At 70.7% G+C, this 15308-nt stretch carries 18 protein-coding genes; 8 read left to right on the forward strand and 10 right to left on the reverse strand.

The window, feature by feature from the left end:
• Positions 1–78 precede the first annotated feature (78 nt).
• On the reverse strand, positions 79–1911 hold the full coding sequence (locus tag ABZU25_RS09325) for a glycoside hydrolase family 15 protein (protein ID WP_355028836.1): 1833 nt from the start codon (positions 1909–1911) through the stop codon (positions 79–81).
• Positions 1912–2033: 122 nt separating this feature from the next.
• Here ABZU25_RS09325 and ABZU25_RS09330 point away from each other — a divergent pair, with 122 nt between their 5' ends.
• Entirely contained in the window at positions 2034–2624 is a 591-nt protein-coding gene (locus ABZU25_RS09330) for a general stress protein (RefSeq protein WP_355028837.1), read from the forward strand.
• 122 nt (positions 2625–2746) lie between these two features.
• Here the strand turns inward: ABZU25_RS09330 and ABZU25_RS09335 are convergent, their stop codons facing one another.
• On the reverse strand, positions 2747–3349 hold the full coding sequence (locus ABZU25_RS09335) for a DUF1684 domain-containing protein (RefSeq protein WP_355028838.1): 603 nt from the start codon (positions 3347–3349) through the stop codon (positions 2747–2749).
• Positions 3350–3365: 16 nt separating this feature from the next.
• Positions 3366–3770 carry a helix-turn-helix domain-containing protein gene (locus ABZU25_RS09340; protein ID WP_355028839.1) on the reverse strand — a complete coding sequence of 135 codons (405 nt, stop codon included), beginning with the start codon at positions 3768–3770 and terminating at the stop codon, positions 3366–3368.
• 168 nt (positions 3771–3938) lie between these two features.
• Here ABZU25_RS09340 and ABZU25_RS09345 point away from each other — a divergent pair, with 168 nt between their 5' ends.
• Both ABZU25_RS09345 and ABZU25_RS09350 read left to right on the forward strand, forming a co-directional pair.
• Entirely contained in the window at positions 3939–4871 is a 933-nt protein-coding gene (locus ABZU25_RS09345) for a hypothetical protein (RefSeq protein WP_355028840.1), read from the forward strand.
• Positions 4868–5278: a VOC family protein gene (locus tag ABZU25_RS09350; protein WP_355028841.1), complete on the forward strand. Its 411-nt coding sequence runs from the start codon at positions 4868–4870 to the stop codon at positions 5276–5278. Before ABZU25_RS09345 ends, ABZU25_RS09350 begins: the two co-directional genes overlap by 4 nt.
• Positions 5279–5281: 3 nt before the next feature.
• On the opposite strand, the gene ABZU25_RS09355 is transcribed toward ABZU25_RS09350, so the two are convergent.
• Positions 5282–5851: a WHG domain-containing protein gene (locus ABZU25_RS09355; RefSeq protein WP_355028842.1), complete on the reverse strand. Its 570-nt coding sequence runs from the start codon at positions 5849–5851 to the stop codon at positions 5282–5284.
• A 60-nt stretch (positions 5852–5911) separates the two neighbouring features.
• On the opposite strand from ABZU25_RS09355, the gene ABZU25_RS09360 reads away from it, so the two are divergent.
• Positions 5912–6400: an FBP domain-containing protein gene (locus ABZU25_RS09360; protein ID WP_355028843.1), complete on the forward strand. Its 489-nt coding sequence runs from the start codon at positions 5912–5914 to the stop codon at positions 6398–6400.
• Here the strand turns inward: ABZU25_RS09360 and ABZU25_RS09365 are convergent.
• On the reverse strand, positions 6390–6935 hold the full coding sequence (locus ABZU25_RS09365; RefSeq protein ID WP_355028844.1) for a GNAT family N-acetyltransferase: 546 nt from the start codon (positions 6933–6935) through the stop codon (positions 6390–6392). The genes ABZU25_RS09360 and ABZU25_RS09365 overlap by 11 nt on opposite strands.
• 157 nt (positions 6936–7092) lie before the next feature.
• On the opposite strand from ABZU25_RS09365, the gene ABZU25_RS09370 reads away from it, so the two are divergent.
• Entirely contained in the window at positions 7093–7575 is a 483-nt protein-coding gene (locus ABZU25_RS09370) for a MarR family transcriptional regulator (protein ID WP_355028845.1), read from the forward strand.
• Between the two features lie 11 nt (positions 7576–7586).
• Positions 7587–8573 carry a pirin family protein gene (locus ABZU25_RS09375; RefSeq protein ID WP_355028846.1) on the forward strand — a complete coding sequence of 329 codons (987 nt, stop codon included), beginning with the start codon at positions 7587–7589 and terminating at the stop codon, positions 8571–8573.
• A 58-nt stretch (positions 8574–8631) separates the two neighbouring features.
• Here the strand turns inward: ABZU25_RS09375 and ABZU25_RS09380 are convergent, their stop codons facing one another.
• Positions 8632–8760, reverse strand: a complete 129-nt coding sequence (locus ABZU25_RS09380; protein WP_255421212.1) for a hypothetical protein — start codon at positions 8758–8760, stop codon at positions 8632–8634.
• 130 nt (positions 8761–8890) lie between these two features.
• Here ABZU25_RS09380 and ABZU25_RS09385 point away from each other — a divergent pair, with 130 nt between their 5' ends.
• Positions 8891–10480 carry a phospholipase D-like domain-containing protein gene (locus ABZU25_RS09385; RefSeq protein ID WP_355028847.1) on the forward strand — a complete coding sequence of 530 codons (1590 nt, stop codon included), beginning with the start codon at positions 8891–8893 and terminating at the stop codon, positions 10478–10480.
• On the opposite strand, the gene ABZU25_RS09390 is transcribed toward ABZU25_RS09385, so the two are convergent.
• On the reverse strand, positions 10429–11181 hold the full coding sequence (locus ABZU25_RS09390; RefSeq protein ID WP_355028848.1) for a hypothetical protein: 753 nt from the start codon (positions 11179–11181) through the stop codon (positions 10429–10431). The two genes, ABZU25_RS09385 and ABZU25_RS09390, sit on opposite strands and share 52 nt — an antisense overlap.
• Positions 11182–11553: 372 nt before the next feature.
• On the opposite strand from ABZU25_RS09390, the gene ABZU25_RS09395 reads away from it, so the two are divergent.
• A complete protein-coding gene (locus ABZU25_RS09395) occupies positions 11554–12378 on the forward strand; it encodes a SigB/SigF/SigG family RNA polymerase sigma factor (protein WP_355028849.1) in 825 nt (274 codons plus the stop codon).
• A 114-nt stretch (positions 12379–12492) separates the two neighbouring features.
• Here ABZU25_RS09395 and ABZU25_RS09400 read toward each other — a convergent pair whose 3' ends face one another.
• Genes ABZU25_RS09400 through ABZU25_RS09410 form a run of 3 tightly spaced genes read right to left on the reverse strand, consistent with a single transcriptional unit; the run spans position 12493 to position 15260 of the window.
• Complete coding sequence (locus ABZU25_RS09400) at positions 12493–13083, reverse strand: GNAT family N-acetyltransferase (RefSeq protein ID WP_355028850.1); 591 nt, start codon at positions 13081–13083, stop codon at positions 12493–12495.
• Entirely contained in the window at positions 13080–14585 is a 1506-nt protein-coding gene (locus ABZU25_RS09405) for an APC family permease (protein ID WP_355028851.1), read from the reverse strand. The genes ABZU25_RS09400 and ABZU25_RS09405 overlap by 4 nt, the downstream gene beginning before the upstream one ends.
• Positions 14586–14633: 48 nt before the next feature.
• Positions 14634–15260, reverse strand: a complete 627-nt coding sequence (locus ABZU25_RS09410) for a GPP34 family phosphoprotein (RefSeq protein WP_355028852.1) — start codon at positions 15258–15260, stop codon at positions 14634–14636.
• Positions 15261–15308: the final 48 nt, after the last annotated feature.

A 15308-nucleotide genomic window follows, 5' to 3' on the forward strand; every position in this document is an offset into this window, starting at 1 on the left:
TAACGCCTTTCACTGGAAGGCGATAGAACTTCACGTCAACGGATCGAAAGTTGTCAAGATTTAGACGAAAGTACGGCCTCAGCGACGCGTCGGGGTGAAGTGCGCCGGAGGCATCCCGCACTCGCGCAACGTCAGGTCCCGCTCGACGTCGGTGAGCACACCGGCGGCATTGATCAGGCCGATGTGCGAGAACGCCTGCGGGAAGTTGCCCAGTTGTTCGCCGGTGAGCGGGTCGATCTGCTCGGCGAACAGGCCCAGGTCGTTGACCCGACCAGCCAGAGCGCGAAACAACTCGTGCGCCCGCTCCCGCTCACCGGCCAACGCCAGGCAACTCACCAGCCAGAACGAACAGATGACGAAGCCCGCCGGGTCACCGTCCCAGCGGCGCAGCAGGCCGTCGTGCGACAGCCCTCGCTCCACCGCGCGGACCGTCGAGCGCATCCGCGGGTCATCGGCCCGCAGAAAACCCACAAGCGGCATCACCAGCACCGACGCGTCCAGTTCGTCGGAATCGAAGATCCCGGTGTACGACTGGAGCCTGTCGCTCCACCCTCGCGTGAGGATCGCCGCGCGTACCTCGTCCCGGGCCGCCGCCCAGCGGGCCAGGTCCTGCGGCCCGCCGAGCCGGTCGCCGAAGCGGACCGCCCGGTCCAGTGCGACCCAGCACTCCACCTTCGAGGACACGTGGTGGTGTTGGACGCCACGCTCCTCCCACATCCCCGCGTCCGGCTGTTTCCAGTCCCGCTCGGCCTGGTCGGCGAGCACCCGGAGCAGGTGGTAGACCTCCGGGTCGAACGGCTCCAGCTGGTCCCGCATCAGCCAGGCGGCCTCCATGGCCGCGCCGTAGATGTCGTTCTGCCGCTGCCGCCAGGCGTCGTTGCCGGTCACCACCGGCGGGCTGTCGCGGTATCCGCCGAGCTGGTCCAGCCGGTGCTCGGTGAGGTCCCGTTCCCCCAGCACCCCGTACATGATGGGCACCGGCTGGTCGTCGATCCGGCCCATCGCCCGACCCAACCAGGCGAACTGTCGCCGCACCTCGTCGAAGCACGCCGCCCGCCACAGCGCCCGCAGGGTGTGGCTGAAGTCGCGTACCCAGACGTAGCGGTAGTCGTAGTTGCGGTCCCCGCCGAGTTTCTCCGGCAGGGAGGTGGTCACCGAGGCCACCACCGCGCCGCTGGGCCGGTACGTCATGCCCTGCACCACAAGCCCACTGCGCCGCACCTGCTCGGCGTAGAGGCCGTCGTAGTCGTGCTCGTCGGCCCAGGACCGCCAGCCGGCCACGGTGTCGGCGATCGTCTGGTCGGCGTCCGGCACCTCCGGCAGTGGGGCGTCGTAGGTCGGGGCGTACCCGAGAGTGAAGTTGTGGGTCGTGCCGGCACGGACGGTGAAGGTCGCGGTGGCATCGCCATCGTCGCCGCACGCCAGCCGCACGCTGCTGCGGAAGGTGAGCCGCGCGGCCCCGGCGATCGCCTCGAGCATGTCCTCCCGCTCAACCAGGTACGCGATGGTGCGCCCGTACTCGAAGCGGGGCCGATAGTGCACCCGCATCGGCACCGCACCGGTGAGTCCTCGCACGCTGCGGACCAGCACCTGCGGTGGGTGCATCCCGATGTCGTGACCACGGCTGCCGGGCTCGAAGGCGAGCGCGTCGGTGAGCGCGACCTCCCCCTGCGCGGTGCGGAAGACGGTCCGCAGCACCAGGGTGTCGTCGAGGTAGCAGCGTTCCACGGTGAAGTCGCCCTCAGGCCGGATCGACCAGTGTCCGGCGCCGTCGTCGAGCAGCCGGCCGAACACCGACGGGGCGTCGAACCGGCCCGGGCACCACCAGTTCACCGAGCCCGAGGCGTCCACCAGCGCCGCGCTGCGGCCGTCGGCGAGGAACCCGTAGTCACTGATCTGTCCGTTCTCCACCTGACTGGCTACCCGAGGCACCCGTACCCATTCCCCTCGGTCGGGGATGGCCCGCGCCGCGCCGGCCGGTGTTACCGGTCGACGTGGGCGGGAACGCGGCAGGCTGACGAGGGAGGATGCTCATGACGTCAGCTTCGGGGCCGACCGCCGCGTGGCGGCCCGGCACACAGGATGGCGACCCGCTTCCAACCGGACCGGCCGGTCGCCTGTCGAGACCGGACGGCGGTAACGGCCACGGGCCGGAGACCGGCCCGCCGACAGTGACGATCGGCTCGTACCCGGACTATCCGGCCGCGCAGCGGGTCGTCGACTATCTGGCCGACAATCGTTTCCCGGTGGAGCACACCGCCATCGTCGGCACCAACCTCACCCTGGTGGAGACGGTGCTCGGGCGGATGACCACCGGTCGAGCCGGACTGCTCGGCGCCGGCACCGGCGCCTGGTTCGGGCTCTTCATCGGCCTGCTGTTCGGCATCTTCACCGTCGGCAACTGGCTGGCGGTGATCGTGGTCGGGCTGGTCATCGGCGCGATCTGGGGTGCCGTGTTCGGCGCGGTCGCGCACGCGATGACGGGCGGGCAGAGGGACTTCACCTCGGCCAGTTCGCTGCGCGCCGGCCAGTACGCGGTGACTGTCGACGCGCAGCTCGCCGACCAGGCCCGACAGCTGATGGGCCGGATGCAGATGCCCGGCTCGCCGGCCAACGCGCGCTGAGCGACAACGCCCGATGAGCGACAAGGCCCGCTGAACGACGGGGCCCGCTGAACGACGCTCGACCGGCCGTCCCGGCAGCACGCCGGGGCGGCCGTTTCGTCGTGCCGTTGTGGCGGCGCGGATCAACCACCGTGGCCGTGTGTCGCGTATGTCAACTCCCCGGCCCGGATGTCGACCTCGACCCGGTTCTCCGGCGGTGCCAGTGGGCAGGCCCAGCGATCGTCATAGGCACAGCTCGGGTTGTAGAGGTAGTTGCCGTCCAGCCGGACGCGGTCGCCGGACAGCAGCTCGACACCCCGACCGAAGGTGCCCTTCACCGTGTCGGTGAGGTAGCGGCCTCCCCCGTAGGTGTCCCGCCCACAGGTGCCGTCGCGCAGCGGCACGAACAGCCCGCCGCCGTACGCCTCGATCCACCACAGGGTCAGCGGCCCCCACGGCGTCTCGGCCACCGCCACCCGCCGGTACGCGACCACCCCGTCCGGGCCGCCGGTGTCGATCCGCAGCTCGCCGCTGGCCGGCCGGAGCGGTGCCTCCACCACGGCGTCGGGGTTGGGCGGGAAATAGCGCACCCCGGAGAAGCCGCTCCGCTCCGCCGCCGGGATCGGGCTCTGCGGGTGGGTGGCGAACAGTTCGTCGCGCCCCGCGCGGAACCCGGTCAGGTCGACGTCGGACAGGTACAGCCGGGCGACCCGCTCTCGCCAGTCGGCCAACTCCAGATCATCCACCCACCGAGCCTAGGCGTCAGCAGGTGTCGGATGCTCGGTCGAGGGACAACTCCCCGGACCGCAGCGGCCGACCGCACGCCTGGCAACGAACCTCGGCGACGAACACCTCGCCGCAGACGTCGTGGATGAAATCGACCTTGGGTACGTCGGCGTCGCTGTAGGTGTCTCCCCAGCGTTTGAGCACAAGGATGACCTGCCCGAGGTCTCGACCCTTCTGGGTGAGTTCGTACCCGGCGGCGTTGCCGTTCTCGGTGGAGCGCGGCTGGAGAATGCCGGATTCGGCGAGCTTGCGCAGCCGGGCGGCGAGGACGTCCCTGGGTGCGCCGACGGCTCGCAGGATCTCGGTGTATCGGGAGGCACCGAAGGCGAGCGCTCGCACGATGTGCAGCGACCACCTGTCGTTGACTGCGTCGAGCGCCACAGCGAGAGTGTCCCGCTCTGGTTTGGATTTCAAACCATCGGTGCTACGGTTCGTCTGGTTGGACATTCAAACCACACTACCCGAGGAAGCGCCCATGTCGTCGTCACCCGAACCTCGTAGGACGCGAACGCACCCGTCACCACGCAACGCCGAGCCTGGATCTCGCTCGTGCTCACCGGACTGATCATCGGCACGGCGTTCATCGCCGTCTATGTCGGGCTGCAACGCAGTCCCGCGCCGACGCACCTGCCGATCGCCGTGGTGGGTGAGCAGTTGGCCACCACCGCCCATGCCGGGCTCGGCGACGCTGTCGCCGTCAGGCAGGTCCCGAGCCTCGCGGCCGGAGAGGCCCTGGTGCGCGACGGCGACGCTGTCGCGGTACTCGGCGCGGCCTCGCCCCGCTCGCTGACACTCGACTATGCCGGTGCGAGCGGGTTCAGCGAGAGCGGCGCCGCGCGTCAACTCGTCGCCAGTCTCGCCGCGAGGGCCGGGGCGACCGTCCAGGAGCACGACATCGTGCCGCTCGCGACCTACGACAGCCGCGGACTGTCCGCCTTCTACGTGGTGTTCGGCGTCACCCTCTCGTCGTTCGTCCTCGCGCAGGGGCTCACGGCGGTCACCGCGAAGGTGCGCCTCCGCCACCGGCTCTTCGCGATGGGTGGATTCGCCGTACTGATCGGCGTGATCGCGGCGACGGTCGCGGGACCGGTGTACGGGTCGCTGACGGCACCGTTCCCACTGCTCGCCCTCTCGCTCATTCTCCTGTCGGCCGCCAGCGCCTTCACGACGAAGGCTCTCGGGGCCTGGCTCGGCCCGGCCGGTATCGCCCTCGCCGTCCTCACCCTCACCACGATCGGCAACGCGACGAGCGGAGCGACGATCGGGGTGGACCTGCTGCCAGGATGGGCGCAAGCGATCTCGGCGAAGCTCCCCCCAGGCGCGGCGGTACGCGCGGTCAACAACTTCGGTTACTTCGACGGCGCGCACACGCTGGTACCCCTCGCGGTCCTGGCCACCTGGTTCCTGGCGGGCCTCGGATTCGTCCTGCTCCGGCAGCGGACCGCGCAGCGCCGCCCGCTCGCCGCGGCGGTGAGTCGATGACCGCCCGGGTCAGCCCCTACCTCAGCTTCGACGGCAACGCCCGGGAGGCCATGGAGTTCTACCGGTCGGTCTTCGGGGGCAGCGTCCAGATCACCACGTTCGCCGACCTGCACGCGTCGCCGGGTGCCGCGCAGGACGAGTTGGTCGCGCACGCGATGCTCAAGGGGGCGACCGGGATCGTGCTGATGGGCTCGGACCGGACGCCCGGGGACGGGGCCGGCGGCGGCGCGTCGATCACTCTCGGCGGTGACGACGAGGCGGAACTCAGCGGGTACTGGGAGCGACTCTGCGCCGGCGGCACGGTCACTGCGCCGTTCGCCAGATCGCCGTGGGGTGCCCGCTACGGCAGGTGCACCGACAGGTTCGGGACCGACTGGCTGGTGAACGTCACAGCGCCCACGACATGACCGTCATCGCGGCGGCCAGTTGGTCAGGACGGCGTCGAGGGCGTCCAGGGTGCGCGACCACGAGTCGTCCGCCGCCCGCGAGGTGTGTCGGAAGCCGCCGGTCTTCTCCAGGCTGACGAACCCGTGGAACGTGCTGTGCATCATCCGGACGGCGTCGGTCTGGTCGGGCTCGGAGAGCCGGTAGCCGCGCAGGATCGCCCGGGCCATCTCGGCGTGTCGGACGCCCGCGCTCGCGGCGGCGGTCTCCGGGTCGAGGTCGATCTGCATGGCGGCGTAGCGGCCGGGGTGCTGTCTCGCGTAGTCCCGGTACGCGTTGGCGAAGGCCACCAGCGCGTCCTTGCCGGCGCGGCCGGCGAGGGCGGCGGCGACCCGGTCGGCCAACTCCGCCAGAGCCAGCAGAGCGATCCTGACCCGCAGGTCCTGGGCGTTCCTGAGGTGGAAGTACAGGCTCGCGTCCTTCACGCCGAAGTGGCGCGCGAGCGCGGCGACTGTCACGTTCTCCACGCCCACCTCGTCGGCCAGCTCGGCCCCGGCGAGCGTGAGGCGCTCGACTGTCACCCCCGCACGTGCCATGCAGCACACCCCAAACCTAGCCTTATTAATTGTTTGCCTAAGAGGGCTAGGCTACTACCTATGTTAGCCGTTACCGAATCCGTCATCCGCAGATCGTTCGTCAACTGCAGTCAGGGTGCGGCGAAGAGGCTGACCGTGCCGAACGATCTGGCCGGGCGCCCCTGGGACGACCTCGACTTCCTCGGCTGGCGGGACCCGGCGGCGCCGCAGCGGGGTTACCTGCTCGCCGAATTCGACGGCCGGCTCGTCGCAGTGGTGCTGCGGGCCGCGACGCACCAGGCCGGGCGCGTGCGGCGCAGCATGTGCTCGCTCTGCCTGACCACGCACCTGAGCGACGGCGTCTCGCTGATGACCGCCCCCAAGGCCGGTCCGAGTGGACGCCAGGGCGACTCCGTCGGCACGTACATGTGCTCCGACCTGGCCTGCTCTCTCTACGTGCGGGGGAAGAAGCACGCCGGGCCGCCGATGCCCGAGCCTCTGCCCCTGCCGGAGCGGATCGACCGCGTCCGGGCCACCCTCACGGCGTTCCTCCGGAAGGTCAACGGGTGAGCTGACGGTCGGTGGCCAGACGGGCGTGCAGGTGCTCGTCGTAGCGGCGACCGTCGCCGTACCGGTACGACTCGCGCAGCGTCCCCTCGGCGAGGTAGCCCGCCCGCTCGGCGACGCGACAGGACGCCGGGTTGGCCACCGCGTGACACAGCTCCACCCGGTGCAGCCGCAGGTCGGTGAACGCCCAGTCGGTGAGGCGGACGACGGCCCGCACCGCCACCTGCCGCCCGCGCGCCGCCGGCGCCGTCCAGTAACCGATGGACGCGTCGCCGTGGTGGATGGAGTGCAGCGACACCGAACCCAGCAGCTTCCCGTCGGCCGCCGAGGTCACCGCCATGGAGACGTGGTCGCCGGCGGTCCAGTCAGCCCGGCGGCGGACCCAGAGCAAAGCGACCTCGTCGTCGATCGGGCCGCCACCCTGCGGGTTCCACTGGGCGATGGCCGGGTCGCGCAGGGCGTCGCGCACCGCCGGAGCGTCCTCGTCTCGCCACGGACGCAGCAGCAGGTCGGCGGCGGTGAGTTCCACATGTTCCACGAGGCGGCAGTCTGGCACACCGTGCCAGCACCGCGCCGCCGGTCTCACGTTCAGATCCTTAAAAGTTGCAGGAACCGTCCGTTCGACCGCGAAAAGGTGACCCAGGCAACGCTCGACACCGGTAGTTAAATTTTTAAGTAGTGCTATCGTCGTGGTCATGACCGAGAGCCTGGACCGCACCCGAGAGGCCGCCTGGCGCGCCTACATCGAGGCCAGCCAGCGTCTCTACACCCAGCTGGAAGAGGACCTGCGCGCCGACAGCGAGCTGAGCTTCGCCGACTACCACGTGCTGGTCCTACTCTCCGAGGCACCGGGGCAGCGGCTGCGGATGGGCGAGTTGGCCAACCGGCTCATCTTCTCGCCCAGCCGCCTGACGTACCAGATCTCCTCCATGCAGCGCCGCGGCCTGGTCAGCAAGGAGCCCTGCCCGGACGACCGACGCGGCAGCGAGGCGGTGCTCACCGCCGCCGGGCTGCTCGCCCTCTCCGAAGCCGCGCCGCACCACCTGGCGTCGGTCCGGGCCCACCTCATGGACGACCTCGACGACGCCGAGGTCGCCTGCCTCACCCGGGTCTTCGACCGGCTCGGCCGCCGCCTGGGAGCGGCCCGAGCCGCCTCGTCCACCCACGCCACCCGCTAAGGAGCCCCCCGATGCCCGCGATCACCGTCGACAACGTCGTTGTCCTGCCGCGCCTGCCCCAACTCGGCGACAGCACCACCTTCCGCAAGGTCCGCACGGTGACCACCGCGCCCACCGGCTTCGAGGGTGAGGGCTTCCCGGTCCGTCGAGCCTTCGCCGGGGTGTCGACAGCCGACCTGGACCCGTTCATCCACCTCGACCAGATGGGCGAGGTCGACTACGCGCCGGGCGAGCCCAAGGGCACGCCGTGGCACCCGCACCGCGGCTTCGAGACCGTCACGTACATCATCGACGGCATCTTCGACCACCAGGACTCCAACGGCGGTGGCGGCACCATCACCGACGGCGACACCCAGTGGATGACGGCGGGCAGCGGCCTGCTGCACATCGAGGCGCCGCCGGAGCACCTGGTGATGAGCGGCGGGCTCTTCCACGGCACCCAACTCTGGGTCAACCTGCCCCGCTCGGCCAAGATGAACCCGCCCCGCTACCAGGACATCCGGGGCCGGCAGTCGGCGCTTCTCACCACGCCCGACGGCGGCGCGCTGATCCGGGTCATCGCCGGTGAGATCGCCGGGCACCGCGGCCCGGGGTCGACCTTCACGCCGATCACCATCACCCACGTCACTGTGCAACCGGGAGCGCAGGTCGACCTGCCCTGGCAGCCCAACTTCAACGCCCTGGTGTACGTGCTCGGCGGTCGCGGCACGGTCGGCACCGACCGGCGGCCGGTACGCACCGGCCAGCTCGCCGTGCACGGTCCGGGCGACGCGCTGCGGTTCGGCGCCGACACCGCGCAGGACAGCAACACCCCGGCGCTGGATCTCTACATCATGGGCGGCAAGCCGATCCGGGAGCCGGTGGCGCAGTACGGCCCGTTCGTGATGAACACCCGCGACGAGCTGCTCCAGGCGTTCGAGGACTTCAAGGCCGGTCGGCTCGGCGTGATCCCCACCGAGCGGGTCCCGCACACCGGCGGCCAGGGCGCGCGGCCCTGACCTGAGCCAGCAAGATCGCCGCCGGCGCCCCGTCGATCGGACGGGGCGCCCAGGCGGCTCAGGAGACCGCGAATATCCCGGCGACACCCAGAATCACCATCACCAACACCGCTACCAGCGCGCCCCGTTCGCTCTCCACCGCCGGCTCGCGGTACTCGGTCACGGGATTCGTTGTTTCGCGGGGCATGGTGTGGCCTCCTCGGCTGTATCGCGTGCTGGCGTGGGCGTCACCCAGGTCACCGTTAGGCTGGCCTGGCATGCGGACCCGCGTCGGGGGTCCTACCGTGAGGACGTAGTCGACCTCCGGGGGGCTGGACGTGCCGTTACAAGACTGGTTCCTCACCGCGCAGGAACGTGCCAACCCGGTGTCTGGGTTACCCGTCTGGACCACGGGAAACCTCGCCGAGCCGTTGATTCACGGTGCCGTGTACTTCGACCGGCTGGTCGACGAGGTGGAGGCGTTGACCGACGGCGACCACCTGTTCTTCACCGACTGGCGCGGTGACCCGGACCAGCGGCTGCGTCCCGACGGCCCGACCGTGGCCCAACTCTTCGCCCAGGCCGCCCAGCGCGGCGTGGTGGTCAAGGGACTGATCTGGCGCTCGCACCTCGACGTGCTCGCCTACAGCGAGGCGGAAAACCGCGACCTCAGCGAGACGATCTCCGCGGCCGGCGGTGAGGTGCTGCTCGACCAGCGGGTCCGGCGGGGCGGCTCGCACCACCAGAAGCTCGTGGTGCTGCGGCACCTGGCCGCGCCCGAACGGGACGTCGCGTTCGCCGGCGGGATCGACCTGTGCCACAGCCGGCGCGACGACGCCGCTCACCACGGTGATCCGCAGCCGGTGCAGATGTCGCCCCGGTACGGGCCCAACCCGCCTTGGCACGACGTGCAGCTCGCGGTGCGCGGCCCGGTGGTCGGCGCGTTGGACACGCTGTTCCGGGAACGCTGGACCGACCCGATGCCACTGGACTCGGAGAACCCGACGGCCTACCTACGGGACCGGTTGCGCGGCGCGGACCTGCGGCCGGACCCGCTGCCCGAGCAACCCGCCGACCCGCCCGAGTGTGGTCCGCACCAGATCCAGGTGCTGCGCACCTACCCCGCCGTCCGCCCGCGTTACTCGTTCGCACCCGACGGCGAGCGGACCGTGGCCCGGGGTTACACCAAGGCGGTACGCCGCGCCCGCCGACTCATCTACCTGGAGGACCAGTACCTGTGGTCGGCCGAGGTGGCGGACCTGTTCGCGCACGCGCTGCGGGACAACCCGGAGCTGCACCTGATCGCCGTGGTGCCCCGGCACCCGGACGTGGACGGCAGGTTCGCGCTGCCGCCGAACATGGTCGGCCGCGAGCAGGCGCTGTCGCTGTGCGAACGGGCCGCACCCGACCGGGTGCACGTGTTCGACGTGGAGAACCACGCCGGCGACCCGGTCTACGTGCACGCGAAGGTGTGCGTCATCGACGACGTCTGGGCCAGCGTGGGCAGCGACAACTTCAACCGCCGGTCCTGGACGCACGACAGCGAGTTGTCCTGCGCGGTGCTCGACGACACCCGCGACCAGCGGGCGCCCACCGACCCGGCCGGCCAGGGCGACGGTGCGCGGACCTTCGCCCGGGACCTGCGGCTACGGCTCTGGCGCGAGCACCTGGACCGGGACCCGGACGGCGCGGACGACGCCGACCTGCTCGACCCGGCGGACGCCGTCGCGGCCGTCACGGGCGCCGCCGACGCGCTACAACGGTGGTACGACGACGGCCAGGTGGGCGAGCGACCGCCCGGCCGGCTGCGCCCGCACCGCCCCGAGCGGCTGCCGTGGTTCACCCGCGCCTGGGCGCTGCCGGTGTACCGGCTGGTCTACGACCCGGATGGCAGGCCGCTGCGGGCGAGGCTCGCCGGCACCTGGTGAGTGGACCGGATCGGCTCCGCCGCGGCGACGACGGGATGCACGCTCAGCCCACCGGGGTAGGCGAACGAGGAGCGCGGCGAGTAGTAGCCGAAGCCGATGGTCAGCGGGTTGGCCGGGCGGAGCGCGTACATCGGGTGCCCTGGCTGGAGGAACTCCACCGACTCGATCTCGAACGGGGCGACCGGTTCGGCGACGAACGGGTAGACCGAGCTGAGGAGTTGGCCGTCGCGGCGGGTGAAGTAGCGGTGGTGCCCGCTGCTGATCGCGTGGCCGGTCTCCCCCACTCGGCACCGTGCCCGGATCAACGTCGTCCCGTCGATCTCCGTCTCGGAGAGCAGGGCCTCGCCGTTCACCTCGATCCGGGTCCGGCCGGTGAACACCGGGGCGCCGCGGGCGGCAGCGTACTCACGGACCACACTGCTGGAGGCCACGTAGGTGGTCCACCAGCCGCCCGGGTTGAGCCCGCCGGGCGCGTCGACGCCGAGTAGCGAGACGCCGAGGTAGGTCAGTGAGTACGCGCCGAAGCCGGAGGTCTGCGTCTCGTCCTCGACGACGTACTGATTGAGGAACACCTGGTGGTCGGGGCGCGGGCACAGGCCCGGCGGGACCAGTGCGGCGACGGCGTCCGGGTCCGCCGGAACCCAGCTGAAGTAGAGCGTGCGACTGTTCACGACGAGCTGGGGAGCGGCTGGATCGAGCACGGTGCCTCCGAACCGGGTGTGTACACGCGACGGTACGGCCGGTCCCACCGGCGGGACAACGACGGATAGTCGACACTCTTGTCCACCTGTCGGATTTCATGTTGACCACTCGGTCGGGCCGGCGGGCTGACCGGATGGTCCGGGCTGGCCGAGCGGCTGAGTGGCGCCCAACCCTGGGTAAGGGTGATCACACCCCTCCCGACCTTCGCCCGATTTGCGCTATTTGTGGTGCGACACCCCTTAAGTACCTCAGCCTTTCGGCTAGATTTCGGGGAGACGATCAGGTTAAGGTGAGTCCCGAACGGCCCATTGAAAGTTAAACCGAAGCGTCACACCTTTTTGTCCGCGGACGAGGTGCAGGGAGGACCACCCATGACCGCGCCAACGATCACCGAGCAGCCGAGCACCACTGCCAAGGCCACCACCAAGCTTGACCCGCGCGCGCTCACCGACAGCGCCGCCGACCTGCTCAACGCCATGGCGGCGCTGCCCGCCAACCACCCGTCGCGCGCCGCGCTGCGGGACCGGGCCATCGAGGCCTGGCTGCCGCTGGCCAACCACCTGGCCCACCGCTACAGCGGTCGCGGCGAGCCGACCGACGACCTGGCCCAGACCGCCGCGGTCGGCCTGATCAAGGCCATCGACAAGTTCGACCCGTCCCGCGGTGTCGACTTCGCCGGGTACGCGATCCCCACCATCATCGGCGAGCTCAAGCGGCACTTCCGCGACCGCACCTGGGACATCCGGGTGCCCCGCCGGCTCCAGGAGCTGCGGCTGGCCATCTCCGACGCCAACAGCTCGCTCCTGCAGACCCTCGGCCGCTCGCCGACGGTCGCCGACATCGCCGCTCACCTCAAGCTCACCGAGGAAGAGGTGCTGGAGGGCCTGGAGGGTGCCCGCGCCTACAACGCGGTCTCCCTGTCCACCCCGACCGGTGACGGCGAGCGCGCCACCGAGCTGGGCGACATGCTCGGCGGCGAGGACAGCGAGTTCGAGCTGGCGGAGCTGCGCGTCGCCCTCGGCCCGGCGCTGGCCACCCTCGACGAGCGCGAGCAGAAGATCCTCACGCTGCGCTTCTACGGCAACCTGACCCAGTCGCAGATCGCCGACCAGATCGGTGTCTCGCAGATGCACGTCTCGCGGCTGTTGACCCGGGCGCTGACCAAGCTGCGCGGCCAGCTCGACGGCACGTACTGAGGTAGGTCACGACGGTGGGCCGGGTCTGTCGACCCGGCCCACCGTCGTACCTCCGCTCAGGTGACGGACGGGGAAGGGTCCCCGGCCAGCGCCGGCCCGTCCGTCCGCGGTGGGTCAGCGGTCGGCCGGCTGCCGCCACATCGGCCAGAACGGGGTGCCGTCGGGCACCCGGAACGGCTCGCCGGCCAGGTAGCCGTGCTTCGCGTACAGGTCCCGGCTGCGCGGACTGCTCGCCTCGACGTACGCCGGCATCCCGTTGGCGTCCAGCCACGCGTGGTGATGCCGCATCAACGCGCTGCCCAACCCCTCACCCTGCCGGCCCGGTTGGGTCGCCAGGAAGGCCAGGTGGTGGTGGTCCGGGTGCGGGTGATTCGCCGCGAACAGCTCGTCGAGGTGCTGGAACCGGTCGGTCCACTCGCCGCAGGCGGCGGCCAGTCGGGCGTCGTAGTCCACCGGTGGCGGAGCCGGCTCACCGACCGACGGAAACCAGACGGCGACCGAGGCCCGGTCTGCGGTGGCGTGGACCATGCCGTGCCGCATCGCGTGGCCGACCAGAATCTCGAAGTCACCGGCCAGCACCGCCTCCCGCTTGCTCGCGTCGGGCACCAGCCAGTTCGTCACCCGCAGGGCGGTGAACGCCTCGGCGATCCGGTTGGCCACCACCGTGGTCTCCTCGGGCCCGAGTCGCTCGATGGTCACGCTCATCGGGTCACCTCCACCTTCGCCGCCGTCTCCGGCGTGACGGCGGCGCTCGCCGCGCCGAGGCCGATCCGGGCGTACGTGTCCGGACGGTTGTTGCGCAGCACCAGCGCCCAGCCGATGCCCACCAGCGCCGCCACCGGGTACACGGCGGGCAGTGCCCAGCGCAGGGTGGAGTCCGGCGCGACACCGAGCAGGTTGGCGAAGTTCGACACGGCCAACCAGATGATCACAAAGAGCGCGATGGTGGCCAGGCCGGGTGCGATGGCTCGCCGCCAGAGGTTCTCGTCGCCGCCGGAGCGGACGAAGTAGCCGATCACCGCCACCGAGGTGGTGGCGATCAACAGCAGTACGCCGAACCCACCGGTGGTACCGCCCCAGAAGAACAGCTTCACCACCGGATCCCAGCCGTTGATCGCGTACAGCAGGATGACCACGAGACCGAGGGCGCTCTGCGCCAGCGAGGCGGCCCGCGGCGCGCCGCTGCTTGTCGAGGTCCGCCCGAACACCGCCGGCAGCACCCGCTCCCGACCGAGCGCGAACGTGTACCGGGCCGTGGTGTTGTGGAACGAGATCATCGCGGCGAGCACCGAGGTCAGGAAGAGCGCCTGCCCGATGGTGACTGCGGTGTCGCCGAGGTGCTCCGCGGCCAGGTTGAAGATCAGCCCGACGCTCTGCTCACCGGACGCGGCGACGATCTGGTCCGGCCCGACGGCGACCGTCATGGTCCACGACGACAGCGCGTACAGCCCGGCGATGATCGCCACCGAGAGGTAGGTCGCGATCGGCACCGTCCGCTTCGGGTCCTTGCTCTCCTCGCTGAAGACCACTGCGGACTCGAAGCCGACGAAGCCGAGGATGGCGAGCACCAGCACCGCTCCGACGCCGGGCACGAAGAGGTTGTCCGGCGAGAACGTGGCGAAGCTGACCTCACCGCCGGCCGGGTTGCCGAGCTGTCCCAGGTCGAAGACGAGGATCACGACGATCTCGGCGACCAGCAGCGCGGCCAGGACCAGACCGTTGATGTCCACCCGGAGCAGACCGAGCAGACCGACCAACGCCCACGCCACCACTGCCACGACGGCCCAGTGCGGGTGTCCGCCGAAGATCCGGTCGAGCACCGGCTCGGCCGCCACACCGATGGTGCCGTACAGCCCGACCTGGAGCGCGTTGTAGGCGATCAGCGCGACCCAGGCGGCACCGACGCCGGCCGGCCGACCCAGTCCACGGGAGATGTAGGCGTAGAAGGCCCCGGCGTTCTCCACCCGCCGCGACATCGCCACGTAGCCCACCGAGAACAGGGCGAGCACCGCGGCGACAAGCAGGAAGGCCAGCGGGATACCGGTCACCCCGATGACGCCGTAGCCGGTGGTGACGACTCCGGCCACCACTGTCAGCGGCGCGGCGGCGGAGAGCACGAAGAAGATCACCGAGGGGATGCCGAGACGGCCTCGGGCCAGGGCTTCGGAGACGTTGCTGGGTCTGTCGACTGTCGATGTCGGGGGCATGCGACTACTCCGGTTGTCGAGGGGAGGGGTAGGGGGTTACCGGGGGAATCAGGGGATGCCGCGCAGCACTGCGGCGCCGACGGCGGCTTCGGTGTGCCCGACGAGTTCCTTCAGGGGGGCTGGCAGCGCGGGGACGAGGACGTTCAGCCGGTGGTGCGCGCGGGGGCCGGCGCTCCACAGCACCTCGCGGGTCAGCCCCGCGGCCACGACCAGGCCGAGCAGCAGGGCGTCCGGCACGCTCGGCGGGTCCGGCCGGTCGAGCAGTGCCCGCAGCCGGGTGGCCGGCCAGGCCACCGCGTTGAGGTCGATCGGCAGGTAGCTGACCGAGGTGCGCAGCAGCCGGCGGCTCTCCTGGCGGCGCAGCACGCCGGCGCGGGCCAGCCGCTCCCCCACCGAGGTCGTCGCGCTCTGCGCCAGGAAACTGAGCCAGGTACGCAGCTCCTGGTGCTGGGACTCGCCAATGAGCTGGTCGAGCACTGTGTGCGCCAGCGCGTCCGCCGGCGGACGCCGGTCGATGACGGTGACCCGTCCGGCCGAGATGTGGATGTGTCCGTAGATGAGCAGCTCGCCGAGCAGCCCGCCGGCCAGCCCGAGCCCGGTCGCCGCCGGGTGCAGTTTCGCCTTGCCACGACTGTCGTTGTGGGCGACCAGAAAGAACTCGTCGGCGATGAGCAACGGCCCTCCCGCACAGATGTGTCCACAGTGATCGCGACCGGGAAAGGA

The sequence above is a fragment of the Micromonospora sp. NPDC005215 genome (assembly GCF_040607915.1).
GTDB lineage: Bacteria > Actinomycetota > Actinomycetes > Mycobacteriales > Micromonosporaceae > Micromonospora.

What these genes read in the sequence shown, in the direction of transcription:
- ABZU25_RS09330 (WP_355028837.1), top strand. Translation starts at nt 2,034, where the DNA reads ATGACGTCAGCTTCGGGGCCGACCGCCGCGTGGCGGCCCGGCACACAG.
- ABZU25_RS09350 (WP_355028841.1), top strand. Translation starts at nt 4,868, where the DNA reads ATGACCGCCCGGGTCAGCCCCTACCTCAGCTTCGACGGCAACGCCCGG.
- ABZU25_RS09355 (WP_355028842.1), bottom strand. Translation starts at nt 5,851, where the DNA reads ATGGCACGTGCGGGGGTGACAGTCGAGCGCCTCACGCTCGCCGGGGCC.
- ABZU25_RS09360 (WP_355028843.1), top strand. Translation starts at nt 5,912, where the DNA reads ATGTTAGCCGTTACCGAATCCGTCATCCGCAGATCGTTCGTCAACTGC.
- ABZU25_RS09370 (WP_355028845.1), top strand. Translation starts at nt 7,093, where the DNA reads ATGACCGAGAGCCTGGACCGCACCCGAGAGGCCGCCTGGCGCGCCTAC.
- ABZU25_RS09375 (WP_355028846.1), top strand. Translation starts at nt 7,587, where the DNA reads ATGCCCGCGATCACCGTCGACAACGTCGTTGTCCTGCCGCGCCTGCCC.
- ABZU25_RS09380 (WP_255421212.1), bottom strand. Translation starts at nt 8,760, where the DNA reads ATGCCCCGCGAAACAACGAATCCCGTGACCGAGTACCGCGAGCCGGCG.
- ABZU25_RS09395 (WP_355028849.1), top strand. Translation starts at nt 11,554, where the DNA reads ATGACCGCGCCAACGATCACCGAGCAGCCGAGCACCACTGCCAAGGCC.
- ABZU25_RS09400 (WP_355028850.1), bottom strand. Translation starts at nt 13,083, where the DNA reads ATGAGCGTGACCATCGAGCGACTCGGGCCCGAGGAGACCACGGTGGTG.
- ABZU25_RS09405 (WP_355028851.1), bottom strand. Translation starts at nt 14,585, where the DNA reads ATGCCCCCGACATCGACAGTCGACAGACCCAGCAACGTCTCCGAAGCC.